20 protein-coding genes, 1 pseudogene and 1 riboswitch are annotated in these 24,430 nt (G+C 71.9%); of the genes and pseudogenes, 18 read left to right on the top strand and 3 right to left on the bottom strand.

Features of this window, described 5'->3' with window-relative positions:
• Positions 1–298 precede the first annotated feature (298 nt).
• From hpnC to OO68_RS09320, 13 genes and pseudogenes are all read left to right on the top strand, one after another.
• Positions 299–1,201: a squalene synthase HpnC gene (gene hpnC / locus OO68_RS09260; protein ID WP_033307727.1), complete on the top strand. Its 903-nt coding sequence runs from the start codon at positions 299–301 to the stop codon at positions 1,199–1,201.
• Entirely contained in the window at positions 1,198–2,148 is a 951-nt protein-coding gene (gene hpnD / locus OO68_RS09265) for a presqualene diphosphate synthase HpnD (RefSeq protein ID WP_033307728.1), read from the top strand. Before hpnC ends, hpnD begins: the two co-directional genes overlap by 4 nt.
• Positions 2,145–2,336, top strand: a complete 192-nt coding sequence (locus OO68_RS09270) for a DUF6380 family protein (RefSeq protein WP_033307729.1) — start codon at positions 2,145–2,147, stop codon at positions 2,334–2,336. Before hpnD ends, OO68_RS09270 begins: the two co-directional genes overlap by 4 nt.
• A complete protein-coding gene (hpnE, locus tag OO68_RS09275) occupies positions 2,333–3,745 on the top strand; it encodes a hydroxysqualene dehydroxylase HpnE (RefSeq protein WP_033307730.1) in 1,413 nt (470 codons plus the stop codon). Before OO68_RS09270 ends, hpnE begins: the two co-directional genes overlap by 4 nt.
• Entirely contained in the window at positions 3,745–4,878 is a 1,134-nt protein-coding gene (locus tag OO68_RS09280) for a polyprenyl synthetase family protein (protein WP_106974297.1), read from the top strand. The genes hpnE and OO68_RS09280 overlap by 1 nt, the downstream gene beginning before the upstream one ends.
• Positions 4,879–5,000: 122 nt before the next feature.
• On the top strand, positions 5,001–6,995 hold the full coding sequence (gene shc, locus OO68_RS09285; RefSeq protein WP_033307732.1) for a squalene--hopene cyclase: 1,995 nt from the start codon (positions 5,001–5,003) through the stop codon (positions 6,993–6,995).
• Positions 6,995–7,636 carry a phosphorylase family protein gene (locus tag OO68_RS09290; RefSeq protein WP_033307733.1) on the top strand — a complete coding sequence of 214 codons (642 nt, stop codon included), beginning with the start codon at positions 6,995–6,997 and terminating at the stop codon, positions 7,634–7,636. Before shc ends, OO68_RS09290 begins: the two co-directional genes overlap by 1 nt.
• 5 nt (positions 7,637–7,641) lie before the next feature.
• The gene (hpnH, locus tag OO68_RS09295) at positions 7,642–8,664 is read left to right on the top strand and encodes an adenosyl-hopene transferase HpnH (protein ID WP_033307734.1); all 1,023 of its coding nucleotides are present in this window, start codon (positions 7,642–7,644) and stop codon (positions 8,662–8,664) included.
• Between the two features lie 4 nt (positions 8,665–8,668).
• Positions 8,669–9,635: pseudogene (locus OO68_RS42185) on the top strand (flavodoxin/ferredoxin-dependent (E)-4-hydroxy-3-methylbut-2-enyl-diphosphate synthase).
• A gap of 28 nt (positions 9,636–9,663) precedes the next feature.
• Positions 9,664–11,559 (top strand): 1-deoxy-D-xylulose-5-phosphate synthase, encoded by a 1,896-nt coding sequence (gene dxs, locus OO68_RS09305; protein WP_033307735.1) that lies wholly within the window; start codon positions 9,664–9,666, stop codon positions 11,557–11,559.
• Positions 11,556–12,971, top strand: coding sequence for an aspartate aminotransferase family protein (locus tag OO68_RS09310; RefSeq protein WP_033307736.1), 1,416 nt, complete (start codon positions 11,556–11,558; stop codon positions 12,969–12,971). The genes dxs and OO68_RS09310 overlap by 4 nt, the downstream gene beginning before the upstream one ends.
• 154 nt (positions 12,972–13,125) lie before the next feature.
• On the top strand, positions 13,126–13,770 hold the full coding sequence (locus OO68_RS09315) for a helix-turn-helix domain-containing protein (protein ID WP_033307737.1): 645 nt from the start codon (positions 13,126–13,128) through the stop codon (positions 13,768–13,770).
• A complete protein-coding gene (locus OO68_RS09320; protein ID WP_033307738.1) occupies positions 13,767–13,886 on the top strand; it encodes a DUF6126 family protein in 120 nt (39 codons plus the stop codon). Before OO68_RS09315 ends, OO68_RS09320 begins: the two co-directional genes overlap by 4 nt.
• A gap of 16 nt (positions 13,887–13,902) precedes the next feature.
• Here OO68_RS09320 and OO68_RS09325 read toward each other — a convergent pair whose 3' ends face one another.
• Complete coding sequence (locus tag OO68_RS09325; RefSeq protein WP_033307739.1) at positions 13,903–14,700, bottom strand: tyrosine-protein phosphatase; 798 nt, start codon at positions 14,698–14,700, stop codon at positions 13,903–13,905.
• A gap of 179 nt (positions 14,701–14,879) precedes the next feature.
• On the opposite strand from OO68_RS09325, the gene OO68_RS09330 reads away from it, so the two are divergent.
• The 4 genes from OO68_RS09330 to OO68_RS09345 all read left to right on the top strand — a co-directional run bounded on the left by OO68_RS09330 (position 14,880) and on the right by OO68_RS09345 (position 20,199).
• Positions 14,880–16,955 (top strand): alpha-galactosidase, encoded by a 2,076-nt coding sequence (locus OO68_RS09330; RefSeq protein ID WP_033308001.1) that lies wholly within the window; start codon positions 14,880–14,882, stop codon positions 16,953–16,955.
• Positions 16,956–17,271: 316 nt separating this feature from the next.
• A riboswitch (cyclic di-AMP (ydaO/yuaA leader) is annotated at positions 17,272–17,426 on the top strand.
• A gap of 4 nt (positions 17,427–17,430) precedes the next feature.
• Positions 17,431–18,357: a LysM peptidoglycan-binding domain-containing M23 family metallopeptidase gene (locus tag OO68_RS09335; protein WP_033307740.1), complete on the top strand. Its 927-nt coding sequence runs from the start codon at positions 17,431–17,433 to the stop codon at positions 18,355–18,357.
• Between the two features lie 194 nt (positions 18,358–18,551).
• Positions 18,552–19,268: a DUF6250 domain-containing protein gene (locus OO68_RS09340; RefSeq protein ID WP_033307741.1), complete on the top strand. Its 717-nt coding sequence runs from the start codon at positions 18,552–18,554 to the stop codon at positions 19,266–19,268.
• Between the two features lie 112 nt (positions 19,269–19,380).
• A complete protein-coding gene (locus tag OO68_RS09345) occupies positions 19,381–20,199 on the top strand; it encodes an SGNH/GDSL hydrolase family protein (protein ID WP_209442561.1) in 819 nt (272 codons plus the stop codon).
• Positions 20,200–20,652: 453 nt separating this feature from the next.
• Here the strand turns inward: OO68_RS09345 and OO68_RS09350 are convergent, their stop codons facing one another.
• Both OO68_RS09350 and OO68_RS09355 read right to left on the bottom strand, forming a co-directional pair.
• The gene (locus tag OO68_RS09350) at positions 20,653–21,312 is read right to left on the bottom strand and encodes a TetR/AcrR family transcriptional regulator (protein WP_078625234.1); all 660 of its coding nucleotides are present in this window, start codon (positions 21,310–21,312) and stop codon (positions 20,653–20,655) included.
• A 96-nt stretch (positions 21,313–21,408) separates the two neighbouring features.
• Positions 21,409–22,587, bottom strand: coding sequence for a Glu/Leu/Phe/Val dehydrogenase dimerization domain-containing protein (locus tag OO68_RS09355; RefSeq protein ID WP_033307742.1), 1,179 nt, complete (start codon positions 22,585–22,587; stop codon positions 21,409–21,411).
• Positions 22,588–22,714: 127 nt separating this feature from the next.
• On the opposite strand from OO68_RS09355, the gene OO68_RS09360 reads away from it, so the two are divergent.
• Complete coding sequence (locus tag OO68_RS09360; protein ID WP_033307743.1) at positions 22,715–23,980, top strand: MBL fold metallo-hydrolase; 1,266 nt, start codon at positions 22,715–22,717, stop codon at positions 23,978–23,980.
• Positions 23,981–24,430 lie beyond the last annotated feature (450 nt).

Raw genomic sequence — 24,430 nt, forward strand, 5'->3', positions numbered from 1 at the left:
CGTCAACTCCGGCCCATCTTCGGAATCTTGGGGCCAATCGGTGTGTTCTCGTGATGTGCGGTACACCCTGACGAACCGTGTCGCGTTGTACAACGTAAGCTGTACCGGTCCCGAAACACGGCAATCAGGGCAATAATGCGCGACACCGCCCGTCGGACCACCGTGCGGACGGCTGGGCGGCGTGTCCGAAATAGTGCGTATTGGGTCGGCAGTGTAGAACGGGAGATGTGACGGCGATGGCTTCGGAAACTCCCCAGCTCCACGCAGCACGTGCCGTCCCCGCGCCGGGCAGCCGGCGGTGACGGGAACCGGCACGGCGCGCCCCCTCGATCCGGAGCGCGGCACGCTCGACAAGGCCGCCGGCGAGAACTTCCCGGTGGCCCCCTTCTTCCTGCCCCGGGCCTGGCGCACCGACCTCATGGCCGTCTACGGCTTCGCCCGTCTGGTCGACGACATCGGCGACGGCGACCTGGCCCCCGGCGGCGCCGACGCCCGCCTGCTCGGCGTCTCCCCCGAGGCGGCCGAGGACCGGCTGGTCCTGCTGGACGCCTTCGAGGCCGACCTGCGCCGGGTCTTCGACGCGACCCCGCGCCACCCCCTGCTGCGCCGCCTCCAGCCGACCGTGCGCCGCTGCTCGCTGACCCCCGAGCCGTTCCTCGGTCTGATCGCCGCCAACCGCCAGGACCAGCTCGTCGCCCGCTACGAGACCTACGACGACCTGCTCGCCTACTGCGAGCTGTCCGCCAACCCCGTCGGCCGTCTCGTCCTCGCCGTCACCGGCACCTCGACACCCGAGCGGATCCGCCGCTCCGACATGATCTGCACGGCCCTGCAGATCGTCGAGCACCTCCAGGACGTCGCCGAGGACCTGGCCCGCGACCGCGTCTATCTGCCCGCGGCCGACATGAAACGCTTCCACGTCCAGGAGGCGGATCTCGCCACGGAATCCGCCGGAGCGCCGGTCCGTGCGCTGATTGCGTACGAAGCGCAAAGGGCCCGGGATCTCCTGAATGAAGGCGCCCCCCTGGTGGGTAGCGTCCACGGCAGGCTGAAACTGCTGCTCGCGGGGTTCGTGGCGGGGGGAAGAGCGGCCGTGCACGCGATCGCCGCCGCCGAATACGACGTACTTCCCGGCCCGCCCAGACCCGGCAAGGTCCGGTTGCTGCGTGAGGTGGGCGTGACTCTGCGAGGAGAGGGGTGATCCGGACCGTGGAGTCGGAACCACACGCGTCCCCACCGGTACTCGCCGCCTACAGCTACTGCGAGGCTGTCACCGGGCGCCAGGCCCGTAACTTCGCCTACGGCATCCGGCTGCTGCCGACGCCCCAGCGCCGGGCGATGTCGGCGCTGTACGCGTTCTCGCGGCGGGTCGACGACATCGGTGACGGCGCGCTCGCCGACGACGTCAAGGTGGCCAGGCTGGAGAAGACCCGGGAGCTGCTCACCCGGATCCGCGAGGACGAGGTCGCCGAGGACGACACCGACCCGGTCGCCGTCGCCCTCGCGCACGCCGCCGGGGCCTTCCCGATCCCGCTGGGCGGCCTGGACGAACTCATCGACGGCGTCCTGATGGACGTCCGCGGCGAGACGTACGAGACCTGGGACGACCTGAAGGTCTACTGCCGCTGCGTGGCGGGTGCGATCGGGCGGCTCTCCCTCGGCGTCTTCGGCACCGAACCGGGGGCGCGCGGGGTGGACCGGGCGCCGGAGTATGCCGACACGCTCGGGCTCGCGCTCCAGCTCACCAACATCCTCAGAGACGTCCGCGAGGACGCCGAGGGCGGGCGCACGTATCTGCCCGCCGACGACCTCGCCAAGTTCGGCTGCTCGGCCGGCTTCAGCGGGCCGCGGCCACCGGAGGGCTCCGACTTCGCGGGCCTCGTGCACTTCGAAGTGCGACGGGCCCGCGCCTTGTTCGCCGAGGGCTACCGGCTGCTCCCCATGCTCGACCGGCGCAGCGGCGCCTGCGTCGCCGCAATGGCCGGCATCTACCGCCGCCTCCTCGACCGCATCGAACGCGACCCGCAGGCCGTGCTGCGCGGCCGGGTCTCCCTGCCCGGCCGGGAGAAGGCCTACGTCGCCGTGCGCGGCCTGTCCGGCCTGGACGCCCGGCACGTGACCCGGCGGACCGTCAGGAGGCGTGTGTGAACGGCACGCAGGCCGCCGTCGGCGGTGAGGCCCGGGCGGCCGGGCGCGGATGCGACGCACCCCTCGGCCGAGCCGTCGGGGACAACCGGCGGGCAACCCTCCGGCCCGCGGCCGCGTCCCTGACGGAGACGGCCGGCCGGGCACCGTTCGAGCAGCACGCTCCGGCCATGGGGGAGGGTGCGCGATGACCCACGGCACACGGTCCGCGGGACCGGCGGCACAGGCGCGGCACGCCGTCGTGGTCGGCGGCGGGCTCGCCGGTGTCACCACCGCGCTCGCGCTCGCCGACGCCGGGATGCGCGTCACCCTGCTGGAGGGCAGGCCGAGACTGGGCGGCCTGGCCTTCTCGTTCCGGCGCGGCGATCTCACCGTCGACAACGGCCAGCACGTGTACCTGCGCTGCTGCACCGCCTACCGCTGGTTCCTCGACCGCATCGAGGGCGCGGCGCTCGCCCCGCTCCAGGACCGGCTCGACGTCCTCGTCCTGGACCTCGCCCGGCCCGAGGGACGCCGGCTGGGCAGACTCCGGCGCGACGCCCTGCCCGTGCCGCTGCACCTGGGGCGCAGCCTCGCCACCTATCCGCACCTGTCGCTCGCCGACCGGGCCAGGGTGGGCCGGGCCGCGCTCGCGCTCCAGGGACTCGACCTCGCCGACCCTGCGCTGGACACCCAGGACTTCGGCAGCTGGCTGGCCGCGCACGGCCAGTCGGCGCGCGCCGTCGAGGCCCTGTGGGACCTGGTCGGGGTCGCCACCCTCAACGCGGTCGCGGGCGACGCCTCCCTGGCGCTCGCCGCGATGGTCTTCAAGACGGGCCTGCTGTCCGACCCCGGCGCGGCCGACATCGGCTGGGCGCGCGTCCCGCTGGGCGACCTGCACGACCGGCTGGCCCGCAAGGCGCTCGACTCCGCGGGCGTGCGCACCGAACTCCGCACCCGCGTCACCTCCGTCTCCCCGGACGAGGACGGGCAGTGGACCGTCGAGGTCCCCGGCGAGACGCTCCGGGCCGACGCCGTCGTCCTCGCCGTGCCGCAGCGCGAGGCGCACGACCTGCTGCCGGCGGGTGCCCTGGACGCGCCCGAACGGCTCCTGGAGATCGGTACCGCGCCCATCCTCAACCTCCATGTGGTGTACGACCGGAAGGTCCTCGGCCGGCCGTTCTTCACCGCCCTCGGCAGCCCCGTGCAGTGGGTCTTCGACCGGACCGAGGCGTCCGGGCTGCGCGAGGGGCAGTACCTCGCGGTGTCCCAGTCGGCGGCGCAGGACGAGATCGACACGCCCGTCGCGGTGCTGCGCGAGCGGTACCTGCCCGAGCTGGAGCGGCTGCTGCCGCCGGCCCGCGGCGCCGAAGTGAGGGACTTCTTCGTCACCCGGGAGCGCACCGCGACGTTCGCTCCCGCCCCCGGCGTCGGGCGCCTCAGGCCCGGCGCCCGCACCAAGGCATCCGGCCTCTACCTGGCCGGAGCGTGGACCGCCACCGGGTGGCCCGCGACCATGGAGAGTGCGGTCCGCAGTGGTGTGAGCGCGGCGGACGCCGTGCTGGGCGCCCTGGGCCGGCCCCGTCCGCAAGCCCTCTTCGAGTTCGAGGAGGCGGCATGATGCCGGCTCAGGCCGGTGCGGCAGGCGGCCCCCGCACCCCCGGTACCGCAACAAGAGGAGAGACTGTGCCCACTGTGCCCCCGGCCTCGAAGACTGCCGAGGCGGTGGACGTGACCGCGCTGCTGGAGCGCGGCCGGACCCTGGCCACTCCGGTACTGCGGGCGGCCGTCGACCGCCTGGCGCCTCCCATGGACACTGTTGCCGCCTACCACTTCGGCTGGATCGACGCCCAGGGCAGGCCCGCCGAGGGCGACGGCGGCAAGGCCGTGCGTCCCGCCCTCGCGGTGCTGTCCGCCGAGGTCATGTCCGCCGCCCCCGAGACCGGTATCCCCGGCGCCGTCGCCGTGGAACTGGTCCACAACTTCTCCCTCCTCCACGACGACCTGATGGACGGCGACGAGCAGCGCCGCCACCGCGACACGGTCTGGAAGGTGCACGGCCCCGCCCAGGCCATCCTGGTCGGCGACGCCCTGTTCGCCCTCGCCAACGAGGTCCTCCTCGAACTGGGCACCGTCGAGGCCGGCCGCGCCACCCGCCGTCTGACCACGGCCAGCCGCGCCCTGATCGACGGCCAGGCCCAGGACATCTCCTACGAGCACCGCGACCGCGTCAGCGTTGAGGAGTGCCTGGAGATGGAGGGCAACAAGACCGGCGCCCTGCTCGCCTGCGCCAGCTCCATCGGCGCGGTGCTCGGCGGCGCCGACGACCACACCGCCGACACCCTGGAGAAGTACGGCTACCACCTCGGCCTCGCCTTCCAGGCCGTCGACGACCTCCTCGGCATCTGGGGCGACCCGGTCTCCACCGGCAAGCAGACCTGGAGCGACCTGCGCCAGCGCAAGAAGTCCCTGCCGGTCGTGGCCGCCCTCGCGGCGGGCGGCTCCGCTTCCGAGCGGCTCGGTGAGATCCTCGCCGCCGACGCCAAGGCGCACGACTTCGAGAACTTCTCCGAGGAGGAGTTCGCGGCCCGCGCCGCCCTGATCGAGGAGGCCGGCGGCCGCGCGTGGACCGCCGACGAGGCACGCCGTCAGCACACCATCGCCATCGAGGCCCTCGACGCCGTCGACATGCCCAACCGGGTGCGGGCACAGTTCACGGCCCTCGCGGACTTCGTCGTCGTACGAAAGAGATGATCACTATCGGCCGAATAGCCCTCGCGTAGTCGCCGGCCGGTGCCGTGAGTCATCACGGAGCACCGGCCGACGGCGGACCCACAGCAGATGCACGCCATGCAGGACTGCACGAAGGGGAAGCCATGACAGCGACGACCGACGGAAGCACCGGGGCCCTGCCACCCCGCGCCGCCGCGGCCAGCGAAACCGACACGCACACCCCCGGGGCGGCCGGGGTACCGGAAGCCGCCGCCCGCGCCGCCCGGCGCGCCACCGACTTCCTGCTCTCCCTCCAGGACGCCCAGGGCTGGTGGAAGGGCGACCTCGAGACCAACGTCACGATGGACGCCGAGGACCTGCTGCTCCGTCAGTTCCTCGGCATCCGCGACGAGAAGACCACGCAGGCCGCCGCCCTTTTCATCCGCGGCGAACAGCGCGAGGACGGCACCTGGGCCACCTTCTACGGCGGACCAGGCGAACTGTCCGCCACCATCGAGGCGTACGTCGCCCTCCGCCTCGCCGGTGACGCGCCCGACGCCCCGCACATGGCGAAGGCCTCCGCCTGGATCCGAGCGCAGGGCGGCATCGCCGCCGCGCGGGTCTTCACCCGGATCTGGCTGGCCCTGTTCGGCTGGTGGAAGTGGGAGGACCTGCCCGAACTCCCGCCGGAGCTCGTCTTCTTCCCCAAGTGGGTGCCGCTCAACATCTACGACTTCGGCTGCTGGGCGCGGCAGACCATCGTCCCGCTGACGATCGTCTCCGCGAAGCGGCCGGTACGCCCCGCGCCCTTCGCGCTCGACGAGCTGCACACCGACCCCGGCCGGCCCAACCCGCCCAAACCGCTGGCCCCGCCGTTCAGTTGGGACGGGGCGTTCCAGCGGATGGACAAGGGCCTGCACGCCCTGCGGAAGGCCGCCCCGCGCAGGCTGCGCAGAGCCGCCATGAACAGTGCCGCCCGCTGGATCATCGAGCGGCAGGAGAACGACGGCTGCTGGGGCGGCATCCAGCCCCCGGCCGTGTACTCGATCATCGCCCTGCACCTGCTCGGCTACGACCTCGAACACCCCGTGATGCGCGAGGGGCTGGCGTCCCTGGACCGGTTCGCCGTATGGCGCGAGGACGGGGCCCGGATGATCGAGGCCTGCCAGTCACCCGTGTGGGACACCTGCCTGGCCGCGATCGCCCTCGTCGACGCCGGACTGCCCCCCGATCACCCGCAGTTGGTGAAGGCGGCCGACTGGATGCTGGGCGAGGAGATCGTCCGGCCCGGCGACTGGTCCGTGCAGCGGCCCGGACTGCCGCCCGGAGGCTGGGCGTTCGAGTTCCACAACGACAACTACCCCGACATCGACGACACCGCCGAGGTGATCCTCGCGCTGCGCCGGATCGCCCACCACGACCCGGAGCGCCTCGACAGGGCCATCGTCCGCGGCATGCGCTGGACGCTCGGCATGCAGTCGAAGAACGGCGCGTGGGCGGCCTTCGACGTCGACAACACCAGCCCCTTCCCCAACCGGCTGCCGTTCTGCGACTTCGGCGAGGTCATCGACCCGCCCTCCGCGGACGTCACCGCGCACGTCGTGGAGATGCTCGCCGTCGAGGGCCTCGCCCACGACCCGCGCACCCGGCGCGGCATCGAGTGGCTGCTCACCGAGCAGGAACCGGACGGCTCGTGGTTCGGGCGCTGGGGCGTCAACTACGTCTACGGCACCGGCTCCGTCGTCCCCGCCCTGACCGCCGCCGGTCTCCCCGCAGCGCACCCGGCGATCCGCCGGGCCGTCGCCTGGCTGGAGTCGGTCCAGAACGACGACGGCGGCTGGGGCGAGGACCTGCGCTCCTACCAGGACGCCCGGCAGTGGAGCGGCCGGGGTGCCTCGACCGCCTCGCAGACGGCCTGGGCCCTGATGGCCCTGCTCGCGGCGGGGGAGCGCGACTCCAAGGCCGTCGAACGCGGTGTCGAGTGGCTCGCCGCCACCCAGCGGGAGGACGGCTCCTGGGACGAGCCGTACTTCACGGGGACGGGCTTCCCGTGGGACTTCTCGATCAACTACCACCTCTACCGGCAGGTGTTCCCGCTCACGGCACTCGGCCGGTACGTCCACGGGGAGCCCTTCGCCGACCGGCACAAGGGGAGCTGATGAGCACGCAGCCCGCCGGGGTCCCGCTGCTGATCGCCTGCGCGCTCGGCATCGAGCAGCTCGCCCTGCGCGCGGGCGGCCGGGGCGGGGCCGACGGGCCGGTCACGGTGCTGCGGACGGGCATGGGGCCGGCCGCCGCCGAGCGGGCCGTCACCCGCGTGCTGGCCGACCCGGCCCTGCGCGACGCCGCCGTCCTCGCCACCGGCTTCTGCGCGGGACTCGCGCCGGGCATGCACCCCGGTGATCTGGTCGTCGCCGAGGAGACCCGTGACGCACGCGGCACGACGCCCTGCGTCGGGACCGGGCTGCTCGTGAAGGAGCTGGCCCGCGCCCTGCCCGGCCGGACGGTGCACAGCGGGCCGCTCACCGGCTCCGACCACGTCGTGCGCGGCCCGGAACGGACCGCCCTGCGCGCGACCGGCGCGATCGCGGTCGACATGGAGTCCGCCGTCACGCTCCTGAGCGCCGTGCGTGAGGGCGAGCGCCCGGTTGCGGCTGTCCGGGTGGTCGTGGACGCTCCTGAACATGAACTCGTCCGGATCGGCACGATGCGCGGTGGAATATCAGCTTTCCGTGTCCTTCGTTCCGTCCTTCCCGCTTTCTTCGAATGGCACCGTTCCTTGCTGCTCCCCAGGAGGTGAGCCAGATGGCCATGCCGCTCCGACAGTCCATCAAGGTCGCTACATACTTGGCTGAACAGAAGCTGCGCCGACGGGACAAGTTCCCGCTGATCGTGGAGCTGGAGCCGCTGTTCGCCTGCAACCTCAAGTGCGAGGGGTGCGGCAAGATCCAGCATCCGGCCGGGGTGCTGAAACAGCGGATGCCCGTCGCCCAGGCCGTGGGGGCGGTCATGGAGTCCGGTGCCCCGATGGTGTCCATCGCCGGTGGCGAGCCGCTGATGCACCCGCAGATCGACGAGATCGTGCGTCAGCTGGTGGCCAAGCGGAAGTACGTATTCCTCTGCACCAACGCCATGCTGCTGCGCAAGAAGATGGACACGTTCACGCCGTCGCCCTACTTCGCCTTCGCGGTGCACATCGACGGGCTGCGCGAGCGGCACGACGAGTCGGTCGCCAAGGAGGGCGTGTTCGACGAGGCCGTGGAGGCGATCAAGGAGGCCAAGCGGCGCGGCTTCCGGGTCACCACCAACTCGACCTTCTTCAACACCGACACCCCGCAGACCATCATCGAGGTGCTGAACTTCCTCAACGACGACCTGAAGGTCGACGAGATGATGATCTCGCCCGCCTACGCCTACGAGAAGGCCCCCGACCAAGAGCACTTCCTCGGTGTGGAGCAGACCCGCGAGCTGTTCAAGAAGGCCTTCTCGGGCGGCAACCGGCGGCGCTGGCGGCTCAACCACTCCCCGCTCTTCCTGGACTTCCTGGAGGGCAAGGTCGACTTCCCGTGCACCGCGTGGGCGATCCCGAACTACTCGCTCTTCGGCTGGCAGCGCCCCTGCTACCTGATGAGCGACGGGTACGTGCCGACGTACCGCGAGCTGGTCGAGGACACCGACTGGGACAAGTACGGCCGCGGCAAGGACCCGCGCTGCGCCAACTGCATGGCGCACTGCGGCTACGAGCCCACCGCCGTCCTGGCCACCATGGGATCGCTGAAGGAGTCCCTGCGCGCCCTGCGTGAGACGGTCTCCGGGAACCGGGAGTGAGGCCATGACCGCCATTGAGCTGGGCGTCCCCGAGGTGCCGCTCCGGCCGATCGCCGAGCGGCGCGCGTCGCGCCGGATCCAGGTCGGTCCGGTGGCGGTGGGGGGCGGGGCCCCGGTGTCGGTGCAGTCGATGACGACGACCCGCACGTCGGACGTCGGCGCCACCCTGCAGCAGATCGCGGAGCTCACCGCGTCCGGCTGCCAGATCGTCCGGGTCGCCTGCCCCACGCAGGACGACGCCGACGCCCTCGCGACCATCGCCCGCAAGTCGCAGATCCCGGTCATCGCCGACATCCACTTCCAGCCGAAGTACGTGTTCGCGGCCATCCCTGTGGGAGGCCTCCCTGTTCGAGGAGCACGGCTTCCGGGACATCAAGATCTCTGTCAAGCACAACGACCCGGTCGTGATGATCGAGGCGTACGGCCAGTTGGCCGAACAGTGCGACTACCCGCTGCACCTGGGTGTCACGGAGGCGGGTCCGGCCTTCCAGGGCACGATCAAGTCGGCGGTGGCGTTCGGGGCGCTGCTGTCGCGGGGCATCGGCGACACGATCCGGGTGTCGCTGTCCGCGCCGCCCGCCGAGGAGGTCAAGGTCGGCATCCAGATCCTCCAGTCCCTCGGGCTCAAGGAGCGCAGGCTGGAGATCGTGTCGTGCCCGTCCTGCGGGCGCGCCCAGGTCGACGTCTACAAGCTGGCCGAGGAGGTCACGGCCGGGCTCGACGGCATGGAGGTGCCGCTGCGGGTCGCCGTCATGGGGTGTGTGGTCAACGGGCCCGGCGAGGCACGGGAGGCCGATCTCGGAGTGGCCTCCGGCAACGGCAAGGGACAGATCTTCGTCAAGGGCGAGGTCATCAAGACCGTCCCCGAGTCCAAGATCGTCGAGACGCTGATCGAAGAGGCGATGAAGATCGCCGAGCAGATGGAGCAGGACGGCGTCGGGTCGGGGGAGCCGGCCGTCACCGTGAGCTGAGCAGCACGGAATTCGAAGGGGGCCCGACGTGACGATTCTGGAGAGCATCCGGGGACCACGCGACCTGAAGGCGCTGTCCGAGACGGAACTGGGGGAACTGTCCGAGGAGATCCGCGAGTTCCTGGTGCACGCGGTCGCCAGGACCGGCGGCCATCTGGGACCCAACCTGGGCGTGGTGGAGCTGACCATCGCCCTGCACCGGGTCTTCGAGTCGCCGGTCGACCGCATCCTGTGGGACACCGGCCACCAGAGCTACGTCCACAAACTGCTGACGGGCCGCCAGGACTTCTCCAAGCTGCGCGGCAAGGGCGGCCTGTCCGGCTACCCCTCGCGCGAGGAGTCCGAGCACGACGTCATCGAGAACAGCCACGCCTCCACGGCCCTCGGCTGGGCCGACGGGCTCGCCAAGGCCCGCCAGGTGCAGGGCGAGCGGGGCCACGTCGTCGCGGTCATCGGCGACGGGGCGCTCACCGGCGGCATGGCCTGGGAGGCCCTGAACAACATCGCGGCCGCCAAGGACCGGCCGCTGATCATCGTCGTCAACGACAACGAACGCTCCTACGCCCCCACCATCGGCGGCCTCGCCAACCACCTCGCGACCCTGCGCACCACCGACAGCTACGAGCGGGTCCTCGCCTGGGGCAAGGAGGTCCTCCAGGGCACACCCCTGGTCGGCAACACCCTGTACGAGGCCCTGCACGGCGCGAAGAAGGGCTTCAAGGACGCGTTCGCCCCCCAGGGCCTCTTCGAGGACCTCGGGCTGAAGTACCTCGGCCCGATCGACGGGCACGACACCGGGGCCGTGGAGTCCGCGCTGCGGCGCGCGAAGCGCTTCCACGGGCCGGTGCTGGTCCACTGCCTCACGGAGAAGGGCCGTGGCTACGAGCCCGCCCTCGCCCACGAGGAGGACCACTTCCACACCGTCGGCGTCATGGACCCGCTGACCTGCGCGCCGCTCTCCCCGTCGGGCGGCCCCTCCTGGACCTCGGTGTTCGGCGAGGAGATCGTCCGGATCGGGGAGGAGCGCCAGGACGTGGTGGCGATAACCGCAGCCATGCTGCACCCCGTGGGCCTGGGCGCCTTCGCCGAACGGTTCCCGGACCGGGTGTGGGACGTCGGCATCGCCGAGCAGCACGCGGCCGTGTCAGCGGCCGGCCTCGCGACGGGCGGCCTGCACCCGGTCGTCGCCGTCTACGCCACCTTCCTCAACCGCGCCTTCGACCAACTGCTCATGGACGTGGCCCTGCACCGCTGCGGGGTCACCTTCGTCCTGGACCGGGCCGGGGTGACCGGCGTCGACGGGGCCTCCCACAACGGCATGTGGGACATGTCCGTCCTCCAGGTCGTGCCCGGGCTCAGGATCGCCGCGCCACGGGACGCCGACCAGCTGCGCGCCCAGCTGCGGGAGGCGGTCGCCGTGGACGACGCGCCGACGCTGCTGCGGTTCCCCAAGGAATCCGTCGGCCCGTCGGTCCCGGCGGTCGACCGGGTGGGCGGACTCGACGTGCTGCACCGCGCCGACCGCGCGGAGGTGCTTCTGGTCGCCGTCGGTGTCATGGCGCCGGTCTGCCTCCAGGCCGCCGAGCTGCTCGAAGCGCGCGGCATCGGCTGCACCGTCGTCGACCCGCGCTGGGTCAAGCCCGTCGACCCGGCGCTGCCCGGTCTCGCCGCCGAGCACCGCCTGGTCGCCGTCGTCGAGGACAACAGCCGTGCGGCCGGGGTCGGTTCGGCCGTGGCGCTGGCCCTGGGCGACGCCGACGTCGACGTGCCGGTACGGCGGTTCGGCATCCCCGAGCAGTTCCTCGCGCACGCCAAGCGCGGCGAGGTGCTCGCCGACATCGGCCTGACACCCGTCGAGGTCGCCGGACGGATCGGCGCGAGCCTGGCCGTCAAGGAAGAGCTGTCCAAGGAGCCACGGGAATGACAACCGCCGAGTCCGCGTCGGAGCCGTCGCAGGCCGGGGAGTTCGACCTCGCCAAGCTGCTGGCCGAGCGCGGAGCCGAGCGCTACGAGCTGCACACCCGCCACCTCAACCACCAGCTCCCGCGCATGCTGCACACCATCGGCTTCGACAAGGTCTACGAGCGCGCCGAGGGCGCCTACTTCTGGGACGCGGAGGGCAACGACTACCTGGACATGCTCGCCGGGTTCGGGGTGATGGGGCTGGGCCGCCACCACCCCGTCGTACGCAAGGCGCTGCACGACGTCCTGGACGCCGGGCTCGCCGACCTCACCCGGTTCGACTGCCAGCCGCTGCCGGGCCTGCTGGCCGAGAAACTGCTCGCGCACAGCCCCCACCTGGACCGGGTGTTCTTCGGCAACAGCGGCACCGAGGCCGTCGAGGGCGCCCTGAAGTTCGCCCGGTTCGTCACCGGCAGGCCCAGGGTCCTCTACTGCGCGCACGCCTTCCACGGCCTGACCACCGGCTCCCTCTCGGTGAACGGCGAGTCCGGCTTCCGTGACGGCTTCGCCCCGCTGCTGCCCGACACGGCCGTCCCGCTCGGCGACCTCGACGCGCTGGAGAGGGAGCTGCGGAAAGGGGACGTCGCCGCCCTGATCGTCGAGCCGATCCAGGGCAAGGGGGTGCTGGAGGGGCCGCCCGGCTGGCTGCGGGCCGCGCAGGAACTGCTGCACCGGCACAAGGCCCTGCTCATCGCCGACGAGGTGCAGACGGGCCTCGGCCGGACCGGCGACTTCTACGCCTACCAGCACGAGTACGGCGTGGAACCGGACCTGGTGTGCGTGGCCAAGGCGCTCTCCGGCGGCTATGTGCCGGTGGGCGCCACGATCGGCAAGGAATGGATCTTCAAGAAGGTCTACTCGTCCATGGACCGGGTGCTGGTCCACTCGGCGAGCTTCGGCTCCAACGCGCAGGCCATGGCGGCGGGCCTCGCGGTGCTGTCGGTGATGGAGAACGAGCAGATCGTCGCGAACGTCCGGGCCACCGGGGAGCAGCTCAGGTCCCGGCTGGCCGCGCTCACGGACCGGTACGAGATGCTCGCCGAGGTCCGCGGCCGGGGCCTGATGATCGGCATCGAGTTCGGCCGGCCCAGGTCGCTCAAGCTGCGCAGCCGCTGGGCCATGCTCCAGGCCGCCCGCAAGGGACTCTTCGCGCAGATGGTCGTCGTGCCGCTGCTCCAGCGGCACCGGATCCTCACCCAGGTGTCCGGTGACCACATGGAGGTGATCAAGCTGATCCCGCCGCTGATCATCGGCGAGCGGGAGGTGGACCGGTTCGTCGACGCCTTCACGGCCGTGATGGACGACGCGCACAACGGCGGGCTGGTGTGGGACTTCGGCAAGACGCTCGTCAAGCAGGCGGTCGCCAACCGCTGAGGGCCGGTGCCCCGGTGCCTTTACCGCTGTGGGCCGGTGGTCTGGCATCTTGACCGCTGTGGGCCGGTAGCCCGTGCCTTGACCGCTGTGGCGCGCCGTTTGCCTGTGGGGCAAGAAATTTGCCGCATAGGCAACGCTCCGGCTGAATGGAGACATGAGCTCCTCCGAGACCGAGCGGCCCTCCGGGGCCGCCCTGCCGGCCGAACCGGCGGCCGGTGCCCTGCCCGCCGTCGCGCCCCAGCTGCGGGCGCTGCGACGCCAGGCCTCCCTGACCCTGGAGGTCGCGGCCCGCGCGGCCGGGCTGTCGCCCGCCCACCTCTCGCGGCTGGAGACCGGCCAGCGCCAGCCCTCGCTGCCGATGCTGCTCGCGCTCGCGCGCGTCTACGGTACGACGGTTTCCGAGCTGCTCGGCGAGACGGTCGCCGAGCGGGACTCCGTCGTCCGCGCGGCGGACATGGAACCCACCGCAGCCGGCGGCTGGACCTACTGGCAGGCCGGCGCCCCCGGCCGGGGGATGCAGGCCCTGCGCGTCCACGTCCCGCACGGCTCCCAGGGCGACATCGTGCGCGTCCACCCCGGCGAGGAGTGGCTCCACGTGCTGCGCGGCCGGCTGCGGCTGCGGCTCGGGGACACCACGCACCGGCTGGCGGCCGGCGACAGCGCCCACTTCGACTCGCTCACCCCGCACCGGATCGCCGCCGAGGACCACGACGGCGTCGAGCTGCTCTTCGTCCACACCCTGCTGCAGAGCCCCACGGCCGCCCTGTGCCTGGGCCCCACCCCTGGAGACCGCTCATGAGGGACATGGAGGAGAAGTTCCCCCGCGCCCTGTGGGTGAGGCTGTTCGTCTACCTCATCGCCGGGCACTTCTTCGCCGCGTTCATCTACCTGCTGTTCGAGGTCGGAGCGAAGTAGCGCCCGCCCGCGTGCCTCAGTCGAGGAGCCGCTCGCGCAGTGTCTCCCGGGTCTCCGGGGCCAGCTTCAGCCCCTTCTCCAGGTAGGTGTCGACGCCGCCCCAGGTCTCCTCGATGGTGTCGAAGGCCGCCGTCAGGTACTCGGCGCGCGCGTCGAAGAGGGGGCTGAGCAGCTCCATGACCTCGGGGGAGTAGGCCGAGGCGGCGGGGCTGCTGCGGTGCACCTTGTAGCGGCGGTGCTTCGCGTTCGACTTCAGGTAGTCGTCGACGATCGCCTCGCGCTCGACGCCCACCGCGAGCAGCGTCACCGCGACGGACAGACCCGCGCGGTCCTTGCCCGCGGCGCAGTGCATCAGCGCGGGGACGCTGTCCTGCGCCAGCGCGTGCAGTACCTGGGAGTGCTCACCCGTGCGGTCCTTGATGATCATGCGGTACGAGGCGATCATCCGGTCCGCGCCCTTGCCGTCCGAGAGGATCGCGCGGAGCTGCTCCAGATCGCCGTCGCGGACCATCTTCCAGAACTCGGCGCCGTCGGCGGGGTCGCTCAGCGGCAGGTTCACATTGCGCACGCCCGGCAGCGCGACGTCCGGCCCTTCGAGCTTCTGGTCGGCCGCGTTGCGGAAGTCGAAGATCGTGTGCAGGCCCAGCGTCGTCAGGAAGGCGGCGTCCTCCCCGGTCGCGTGGGCGAGGTGGCCGCTGCGGAACAGCACGCCCCGGCGCACCCGCCGCCCGTCCACGGTCGGAAGCCCGCCCACGTCACGGAAGTTGCGCACTCCGGCCAGCTCGGGCTCGGTCGACGGGACCTGCTGTGTCACGAGGGCTCCTCCCCTTGGGCGCCGCCGACGCGGCTCGTCGCCGGGCGTCACTCGACGATACGACATGCCTGCCTGGGGCAATGAGTTGTCCACAGGCGTTGCCCGGAGCCCCCGCGGCCCTCGATGATGTTGCGGCCTGGTCGCACCTGGTCGGGCTTGTTCGAATCTGTGAGGCCATGATGCTGGAGATCTCCGAAGACGGTCGTACGTGGGTGCTCTCCGGGCCGGCCAGCAGCTACGCCGTCCATGTCACCGACCGGGACGAGCTGCTGCACCTGCACTGGGGCCCCCGGATCGGTCTCGCCGACGCCGAGGCCCTCGCCGTCCGGCCGCTGCCCGATTACTGGCCCTTCGAGTCCCCGCTCGACGGGCGCGAGGAGTACCCGGTCGAGGGCGGCCCCCGCTTCGTCCGCCCCGCCCTGTCCGTACGCACGGCCGGGCGACGCGGCACCGAGTGGCGGTTCGAGGGGCACGACGCCGGGGACGGCGAGCTGCGGCTCCGGTTCCGCGACGGCGACCTGGCCGTCACGCTGCACTACCGGATGCCCTCCGCGACGGACGTCGTCGAGCGCTGGGTGACCCTGGACAACCGGGGGCCGGACGCCGAACTGCTGCGCGCCGACTCCGCGACCTGGACCCTGCCCGACCGCGACGCCTGGCGGCTGTCCCAGCTGCACGGCCGCTGGGGGGCCGAGTCACGCCTGACGCGCTCCGGCCTCACCCACGGCGAGAAGGTCATCGGCAGCCGCCGCGGCCACACCTCGCACCAGCACCTGCCGTGGGTCGCCCTGGACACCGACGCCACCGAGGAGCGCGGCGAGGTCTACGGCTGCGCCCTGGGCTGGTCCGGGTCCTGGCGCATCGCCGTGGCCCAGCTCCCGGACGAGCGCGTGCAGATCACCGGCGGCGCCGGCTACGACGAGTCGGGCCTGCTCACGCTGGGCACGGGGGAGTCGTACACGACGCCGGTCTTCGCCGGGCTCTGGAGCGAGGGCGGTTTCGGCGGGGCGAGCCGTGCCTGGCACGCCTACCAGCGGGCGCACGTGATCCCGGACGCGGGCCGGGACCGGCCGGTGCTGTTCAACTCCTGGGAGGCCACCGAGTTCGACATCTCCGAGGAGCAGCAGCGGGCGCTCGCCGAGCGGGCCGCCGCCATGGGCGTCGAGCTGTTCGTGGTCGACGACGGCTGGTTCGGGGCGCGCACCAGCGACCGGGCCGGGCTCGGCGACTGGACCCCGAACCCCGACCGCTTCCCGGGCGGGCTGAAGCCGCTCGCCGACCACGTGCACGGCCTCGGCATGCAGTTCGGGATCTGGGTCGAGCCGGAGATGGTGAACGCGGACAGCGACCTGTACCGCGCCCACCCCGACTGGGTGCAGTATCAACCGGGGCGAAAGCGGACGGAGTTCCGCAATCAGCTCGTACTCAATCTCGCCCGCGACGACGTCCGGGAGTACCTCTGGGGGCAGCTCCACGGACTTCTCGCCGACGCTCCCGTCGACTACGTCAAGTGGGACTTCAATCGCTGCTTCACCGACGCCGGCTGGCCGGACGACCCCTACCCGCAGCGGCTGTGGGTCGACCATGTGCGCGGCCTGTACGCCCTGCTGGACCGGCTGCGGGCCGCCCACCCCGGCGTGGCTTTCGAGTCCTGCTCGGGCGGCGGCGGACGGATCGACCTCGGTGTGCTGAGCCGCACGGACCAGGTGTGGACCTCCGACAACACCGACCCGCTCGACCGGCTCGCCATCCAGCACGGCTTCAGTCAGATCCATCCGGCCCGGGTCATGGCCGCCTGGGTCACCGACAGCCCGAACGTCATGCTCAACCAGCGGGCCAGTTCCCTGCGGTTCCGGTTCGTCAGCGCCATGGCCGGGGTGCTGGGGGTCGGCGGCGACCTCACGCGGTGGACGGGGGAGGAGCTCGCCGAGGCGCGGGAGTGGGTGGAGCTCTACAAGGAGATCCGGCCCATGGTGCAACGCGGCGACCAGTACCGGCTGCGTCCCCCGCAGGGCGGACTGAGCGCCGTGCAGTACGTCCTCGGTGACGAGACCGTCGTCCTCGCCTGGCTCCAGGCACAGCGCTACGGCGAGCCCGTACCGGCCCTCCGGTTGTGCGCCCTCGACCCGGCCGCATCGTACGAATGCCTCGAAACAGGCGAAATTCACCGGGGGGCCGTGCTGCTTCATCACGGACTGCGGGTCGGTCTGCGGGGAGATCTGGACGCGACGGTCGTCCGCCTTAAGCGGAAGTAGCCGTTCTGTCCGAATAAGGCGATTGAGCCGCTTAGGGATAACGTGCCCCGATCGTAGAGGAGATGAGGTCGGGGTGCGTGACCATCGTCATATTCGTGACGATGTGTTGTCGCCATGTTCACGTAATTCTTGCATTATTCAGGGCGGTTGGGGAAACCAGGAGATCCGAAATCCACGCTCGGTGACCGCAGATGTGGCGACGCGTCAAGAAAAACACCGTCACGGGCAACCGCAAGCTTGTCCGTTTGCGTCCTGGTCGCTTACGTTCCACACCAATCCGGACGGACGCCTAATCCTGCCGCCGACCGGAGCCCGCACACACTGACCCGACGTACGGCAGGAGCGGGGGACCCACAGGTAAGACGCCTGTTCCGGTTCCCGGAACGGCTTGGGGTTAAGCCGCGCCCCGGCGCGGCCGGGCATCTCCAGCCCGCACCCGACAGCTCACCTCGCAGGCGACGGAGAGGAATTCGCCATGCCCGCGAAGGGTAAACACCGCCGTCCCAAGACCCAGCGTTTCACCCGCTCCATCGCCGTCGCCGGAACCGGTGGAGCCGCTCTCGCACTGCCGCTCATGGGGGCCGCCGGCGCCCACGCCGCCACCCCGCAGTCGGCTCCGGAAAAGGCCGTCCAGTCCGCTCCGGCGGCCGAGAAGAAGGCCGCCGAAAAGGTCAATGGCCCCCGCACGTACACCGTGAAGGCCGGCGACTATCTCGCGAAGATCGCCGACGACCAGAATGTCACCGGCGGCTGGAAGAAGCTCTACGCGGACAACCGCGACGCCGTCGGCTCGGACCCGTCGCTGATCCACCCGGGTCTGAAGCTGTCGATCGGCAAGCAGACCGCGAGCGCGCCGAAGGCCTCGGTCCCGTCCGCGCCGAAGGCCTCCGCCCCGAAGCCCTCGGCCGCGAAGTCGTCCGCCGAGTCGGCGCCGAAGGCGGAGACCGCCGCGAAGCCGGCCGCCGCCAAGCCCGCCGCCGAGAGCAACGCGAGCGGCTACACCCTCCCGGTGGCCGGTGCCACAGTCGGCACCCCGTACCGGATGTCCGGCAGCATGTGGTCCAGCGGCTACCACACCGGTGTCGACTTCGTCATCCCGACCGGCACCTCCCTCAAGGCCGTCGGCGCCGGCACCGTCGTCTCCGCCGGCTGGGGCGGCGCGTACGGCAACCAGGTCGTCATCAAGCTGAACGACGGCCACTACGCCCAGTACGCCCACCTGTCGCAGCTCTCCGTCTCGGCCGGCCAGACCGTGGCCGCCGGGCAGCAGGTCGGCCTGTCGGGCGCGACCGGCAACGTGACCGGACCGCACCTGCACTTCGAGATCCGCACCACGCCGGACTACGGCTCGGACGTGGACCCGGTCGCCTTCCTGCGCTCGCACGGCGTCTCCGTCGGCTGACCCACCACACGACCACCTGCCTGACACGCGGCCGAAGGCCGGACCCCGATCCCCGGGTCCGGCCTTCGGTGTGTGCGCATGCCGTCGGCCGCGTCAAGGGATCGACAGGCGGCGGCAGTTGGGACAGAGTGATCCCGTTCGGAGTGCAAGCGCTTTCCAGAGCCTTCCCGGCGGATCCCGAGGAGCTGTGTCCCGTGCCGACCACCCGCAGAGCGTTCGGAGCCCTGGCCGCCGGAGCCGCCCTGGCGGCCCTCGCCCCCACGGCCACCGCGCACGCCGCGCCCCGTCACCGCCGCCTCGTCGCCCGCGACGACTTCTGCCACGGCCTCGGCCGGTGGGCCACCGAGCTCCAGAACGGCGGCACCGTCAGCGCCTCCCGCGGCATCCTGGAGATCGACGTACCGGGCGGCGCGACCGTGTGGTTCAGGCAGCGGCTCGAAGGGCCGTACGTGCTCGAATACACCGCGACCGCCGTCTCCGAGGGCGGGGTCAACGACCGGGTCTCGGACCTCAACAACTTCTGGAACGCGACCGACGTACGCTCCCCGGACGACCTCTTCGCGACTCCGCGCGGCGGCGCCCTCGACGAGTACGACCACCTCACGACCTACTACGCGGGATACGGCGCCAACTACAACACCACGACCCGGCTGCGCCGTTACGTCGGCGAACCCGGCGTCCGCCCCTTGATCTTCGACTACACCGAGCCGCTGCTGGTGCCCAACGAGCCGAACCGGGTCCGGATCGTCTCCGACGGCTCGACGGTGCAGTGGTGGAACAACGGGCGGCTCGTCTTCGACCACACCGACCCGCAGCCCTACACGAGCGGCCACTTCGCTTTCCGGACCGTCTGGAGCCATTTCCGGATCAGCCGATTCCGGGTCTGGCGGCTCACTCCGGAACACCCCTGACGAGTGGGATATTCCGGAGTTGGCAAACACTTTAGGAGTGGGCTATCTCACCGCCCGTCAACCCTTTCCTACGGTCGCGTAGGTCACATTCGAAGGTGAATCATGAGCTGCTGTGGCAGACGATTCGAAGAGTGACAGCAGAGCAGAGATCGGGTCGTACGTAGCGGTGGGGGACAGCTTCACCGAGGGCGTCGGTGACCCCGGCCCCGACGGGGCGTTCGTCGGCTGGGCCGACCGGTTCGCCGTCCTGCTCGCCGACCGCAGGCCCGAGGGCGACTTCCGGTACACCAATCTCGCCGTACGCGGAAAACTCCTCGACCAGATCGTGGCGGACCAGGTTCCGCGGGCCGTCGACATGGCCCCGGACCTCGTCTCCTTCTGTGCCGGGGGCAACGACATCATCCGGCCGGGCACCGACCCGGACGAGGTGGCCGAACGCTTCGAGCAGGCTCTGGTCCGGCTCACCGCCGTGTCCGGCACGGTCATGGTGACGACCGGGTTCGACACCCGTGGCGTGCCCGTGCTCAAGCACCTGCGCGGCAAGATCGCCACGTACAACGGGCACGTCCGTGCCATCGCAGACCGGTACGGCTGCCCGGTGCTCGACCTGTGGTCCCTGCGCAGCGTGCGGGACCGCAGGGCCTGGGACGCCGACCGGCTGCACCTGTCGCCCGAGGGGCACACGCGCGTGGCGCTCCGTGCGGGCCAGGTGCTCGGCCTCGACGTGCCGGCCGACCCCGAGCAGGAGTGGCCTCCGCTGCCCCCGCGCGGAGCTCTCGACGTGCGGCTGGACAACGTCGCCTGGGCGCGTGAGTTCCTGGTGCCGTGGATCGGGCGCCGGCTGCGCGGGGAGTCGTCGGGCGACCATGTGACGGCCAAGGGGGCGCTGTCGCCGGACGACATCAGGATGCGGATCGCGCCGGTGGCGTGACAACGGCTCCTGCGCCTGCGGGCCGCGCCGGTTCCGGCCGGCGCGGCCCGCAGGCGTCGCAGTCGTGGGTCAGAGACTCTCGGTGGCTGCGCCGTCGCGGTTGGGGGGCGCGTCCAGGGCGTTAGCCGCCCGTTTCGGCGTGGCCTGCGGGTGTTGCAGTGGTGGGGTTAGGGCCTCTCGGTGGTTGCGCGGTCGCGGTCGGGGGGTGCGTCCAGGGCGTTAGCCGCACGTTTCGGCGTGGCCTGCGGGTGTTGCAGTGGTGGGGTTAGGGCCGTGGTGGGTCAGAGCCTCTCGGTCGGCCCGCCGACGACGTCGTGGGTCAGAGCCCTTGGGCGGCCGCGCCGTCGGGGTCGGGGGGTGCGTCCAGGGCGTCAGCTGCCGTTTCGGCGAGGCCCGCAGGCGTTGCAGTGGTGGGTCAGAGCCTCTCGGTCGGCCCGCCGACGCAGTCGTGGGTCAGAGCCCCTGGGCGGCCGCGCCGTCGGGGTCGGGGGTCGCGTCCTGTGCGTCACCCGCCGCTTGCTCCGCCAGGCCCAGCTCGCGGACCAGCGCCTCCTCCACCCACTCCTGCGCCCGCGCCCGCGGCACCGCACCGGCGTAGGACGTCAGCTGGACGGCGAGGCCGTCGAGGAGGGCGGTGAGCCGCAGGGCCGTGCCGGCCGGGTCCGGGCAGCGGAACTCACCGGCGGCCACGCCCTCCGCGATGACCTCGGCGAGGGCCGCCTTCCACTGCCGGTCGAGGTCCTGGGCGACCTCCCGCAGCGCGGGATCGCGCAGCGCCGCCGCCCAGCCCTCGATCCACAGCCGCCAGCCCTTGGCCGGCCCGGTCGGGGCGTACCACCGCACGGCCGACCGCAGGCGGCGCAGCGCCGGTGAACGGCGGCCGAGCAGCTTGCGCAGATGCGCCAAGTCGCCCTCCGCCGCGTGCCGGAACGCGGCGGCGACCAGCTGCTCCTTCGTCGAGAAGTGATAGAGGACCAGTGCGTTGCTCACGCCCAGCGCCGAGGCCACGTCGGCGATCCTGACCGCCGCCACACCCCTCGCCTCGATCTGCTCGATGGCGGCCCGCAGCAGATCCCCGCGCCGCTGGGCCACACTCAACCGGACTCTCGCCACGCCGTCACCCTACCCACGCGCGCACGGCCTCTCGACGGGGCGTTTCGGCCTGTCCGGCCGGGCCGGCGACGGCTGCCGTCGCCAGGGGCGGGTGCCTCACCGGAACCAGCCGAACCGCTCGGCGATCACCGGCAGCCGGTCCGCCGCGATCGCGTGGGCGGCGGCCCGCGCCGCCGACCCGTCGGCCTGCGCGCGGTCCAGCACCTGTTCGACCAGGGCCCGCATCGAGCGGCGGGTGTACGCGAACGCCTCCTCGGCGTCGGCGCCGATGTCCCCGAACAGCGTCCACCACCACCAGGCGTTCGTCCCCGAGTTGACCACGACGTCCGGCAGCACGGTCACCCCGCGCGCGGCGAGCAGCGGCTCCGCCTCCGGCCGTACGGGCATGTTGGCCGCCTCCACCACCCAGCGGGCGGTGATCCGCTCCTGGTTCGCGGTGTCGATCGCGTACGACACGGCCGCCGGCACCAGGACGTCCGCGTCGGCCGACAGCCAGGCGTCGCCGGGCAGTTCGCGGTCGCCGGGGCGCAGCGCGGAGCGGTCCACCGTGCCGTGGGCGTCCCGGGCGGCGAGCAGCGACTCGACGTCGAGGCCCGCCCCGTTGGCGATCGTGCCCTTGAGGTCGGCCACGGCCACGACCCTGAGCCCCGCGCGCGTGAGGAAGCGGGCGGTGGCCCCGCCCATGGTGCCAAGACCCTGGAGCGCGACCCGCGTCCCCGTGTAGGGCACCCCGGCCCGGTCCAGTGCGGCCAGGGCCGCCTCGGCCACACCGCAGCCGCCGACCAGCTCGTCCAGGCCGATGCCGTCGACCTCGACCGCGAACGCGTCCCGCAGGCGCCGCCGGGCCTCGGCCTCGTCGTCCAGCAGCGGATACACGGCCTGGATCGAGGAGACCAGACCCGCCTCGGCGGCGGCCCGGTCCACCAGGTCCTGCGTGAGCCCCAGGTCCTCGCCCGTCGTCCAGCAGCTCTCTATGTACGGCCGCATCGCACGCAGGTAGCGCACCAGCAGCGGGTACGCCCCGGGATCCCGGGGGTCGCAGTCGATGCCGCCCTTGGCGCCGCCGAGCGGGACGTAGCGGCTCGCGGGGTCGTAGTGCAGGGCCTCCTTCACGGTCATGCCGCGGGCGAGACCCGTGACCTCGTCCAGGGTGCAGCCGGCGCGCATCCGCAGACCGCCGCTGGCGACCCCGCGCACCAGCCGGTCGACGACCAGGAAGCCCTGCCGTCCCGTGAGGTGATCGGTCCAGGTCAGGGACAGCAGGGGGGTGGCCATACGGGCTCCTTCGCGCCGGGATACTGAATCATCGGTCAGTATCCACTCCCGTGGGACCCCTGTGATCCGGTGTTGTCGGAGGCGCCGACCATAATGGAAAGCCTGACCGACTCCACCTGGAGGTACCGTGGCCGGTTTCCGTACCCTGAGCTCCGGGCTCCGCGCGCTCCGGCCCGGGGCGTTCGGCGCGGATCCGAGCGGTGAGCGCATGGCGCGCATCCGCAGATCGCCCCATTTCAAGGACGGGGTCTTCCAGAACCCCGGCGGCCCCGCGCGGACCCGGCCCTCGGGCTCGACCCTGGACTTCGCGAAGGTCTTCTTCGACAAGGACACCCGGCCCCACCGCACCCCGAAGGGCACCGTCCCGGTGCACTCCACCACCCTCGCCGACATCGCCCGGCCCCCGGCCACCGGCCTGCGGCTGACCTGGATGGGGCACTCCAGCGTCCTCGCGGAGATCGACGGCCGGCGCGTCCTGTTCGACCCGGTGTGGGGGGAGCGCTGCTCCCCCTTCTCCTTCGCCGGGCCCAAGCGGCTGCATCCCGTGCCCCTGCCGCTGGCCGCGCTCGGCCCGGTCGACGTCGTGGTCATCTCGCACGACCACTACGACCATCTGGACATGCCCACCATCAAGGCGCTCGCGGGCACCGACACCCTGTTCGCCGTGCCCTTGGGCGTCGGCGCGCACCTGGAGCGCTGGGGCGTCTCCGCCGGCCGGCTGCGGGAGCTGGACTGGCACGAGACCACCAAGGTCGACGGGATCGGCCTCACTGCCACCCCGGCCCGGCACTTCTGCGGCCGCGGGCTGCGCAACACCCAGCACACCCTGTGGGCCTCCTGGGTCGTCGCCGGGGACGAGCACCGGATCTACCACAGCGGCGACACCGGCTACTTCGACGGCTTCAAGAAAATCGGCGCCGAGCACGGGCCGTTCGACGCGACGATGATCCAGATCGGCGCGTACTCCGATTTCTGGCCCGACATCCATATGACCCCCGAGCAGGGTATGCGGGCCCATCTCGACCTCCAGGGCGGCCCGGAGCACGGCCCGATGCTCCCGATCCACTGGGCCACCTTCAATCTGGCGACGCATCCGTGGGCGGACCCCGGCGAGGGGACGCTGGAGGCGGCCCGCGCGGTGGGCGCCGCCGTCGCCCTGCCCCGCCCCGGCGAGCCCTTCGAGCCCACGGCGGAGAACGTCCCGTCCGAGCCGTGGTGGCGTGGGGTGGCGCTCGCCCCGGCAGGCGGCGGCGCGGCCTCGCAGGCCCTCACCGGCGCCGGCATCAAGACCGCGTCGGACGCGGCAGCCATGGCCCAGGCCGACACGGTGAGTGACGACACCCGTCGGGCCGGCAAGGGCACCGAGGACCCCGAGACGCTCCCGGCGGGCTGACCCGGGGCGCACGCCAGACCCGCGGCGAGGGCCGGGGAGCGAGAGGCTCCCCGGCCCTCGCCGTCTGTGTGTGACCGCTTCTGACCAGGTCGGATCGAACTTGCTTCGTTCGTCGTCGGATGTACGACTGAGTTATCGGTCTGTCGTACGAGACCTCATACCAGAGCGGGACGCTCACCGTATGAGTTTGTCAACTGCCCACCGCACATGATGCGGTGGCGACTACTGTCAGTGGCCGTCGGGAAACAGGACGGATCAAGGGAGCGGGGGCCGGCACGTGCAGGCGCAGGGCGGACGAGGGAGTCGACGCGACGGGGATCCCCGTTGCCCGCGCGCCACCGACGCCGGCCCGGGCGCGGCCGGCGATGCGGGTGACAAGGCCACGGACACGGGTGCCAAGGTCACCGACGCGGGATCCCGGGCCGGAGACACCGTCGCCGTCGTGGGTGG

The sequence above is a fragment of the Streptomyces iakyrus genome (assembly GCF_000717055.1).
Lineage (GTDB): Bacteria > Actinomycetota > Actinomycetes > Streptomycetales > Streptomycetaceae > Streptomyces > Streptomyces iakyrus.

Bases quoted from the DNA above. Each gene is read 5' to 3' on its own strand.
- OO68_RS09330 (WP_033308001.1), top strand. From the start codon at position 14,880: ATGCTGGAGATCTCCGAAGACGGTCGTACGTGGGTGCTCTCCGGGCCG.
- OO68_RS09290 (WP_033307733.1), top strand. From the start codon at position 6,995: ATGAGCACGCAGCCCGCCGGGGTCCCGCTGCTGATCGCCTGCGCGCTC.
- shc (WP_033307732.1), top strand. From the start codon at position 5,001: ATGACAGCGACGACCGACGGAAGCACCGGGGCCCTGCCACCCCGCGCC.
- hpnE (WP_033307730.1), top strand. From the start codon at position 2,333: ATGACCCACGGCACACGGTCCGCGGGACCGGCGGCACAGGCGCGGCAC.
- OO68_RS09280 (WP_106974297.1), top strand. From the start codon at position 3,745: ATGCCGGCTCAGGCCGGTGCGGCAGGCGGCCCCCGCACCCCCGGTACC.
- OO68_RS09320 (WP_033307738.1), top strand. From the start codon at position 13,767: ATGAGGGACATGGAGGAGAAGTTCCCCCGCGCCCTGTGGGTGAGGCTG.
- OO68_RS09355 (WP_033307742.1), bottom strand. From the start codon at position 22,587: ATGGCCACCCCCCTGCTGTCCCTGACCTGGACCGATCACCTCACGGGA.
- OO68_RS09310 (WP_033307736.1), top strand. From the start codon at position 11,556: ATGACAACCGCCGAGTCCGCGTCGGAGCCGTCGCAGGCCGGGGAGTTC.
- OO68_RS09335 (WP_033307740.1), top strand. From the start codon at position 17,431: ATGCCCGCGAAGGGTAAACACCGCCGTCCCAAGACCCAGCGTTTCACC.
- hpnH (WP_033307734.1), top strand. From the start codon at position 7,642: ATGGCCATGCCGCTCCGACAGTCCATCAAGGTCGCTACATACTTGGCT.
- OO68_RS09315 (WP_033307737.1), top strand. From the start codon at position 13,126: ATGAGCTCCTCCGAGACCGAGCGGCCCTCCGGGGCCGCCCTGCCGGCC.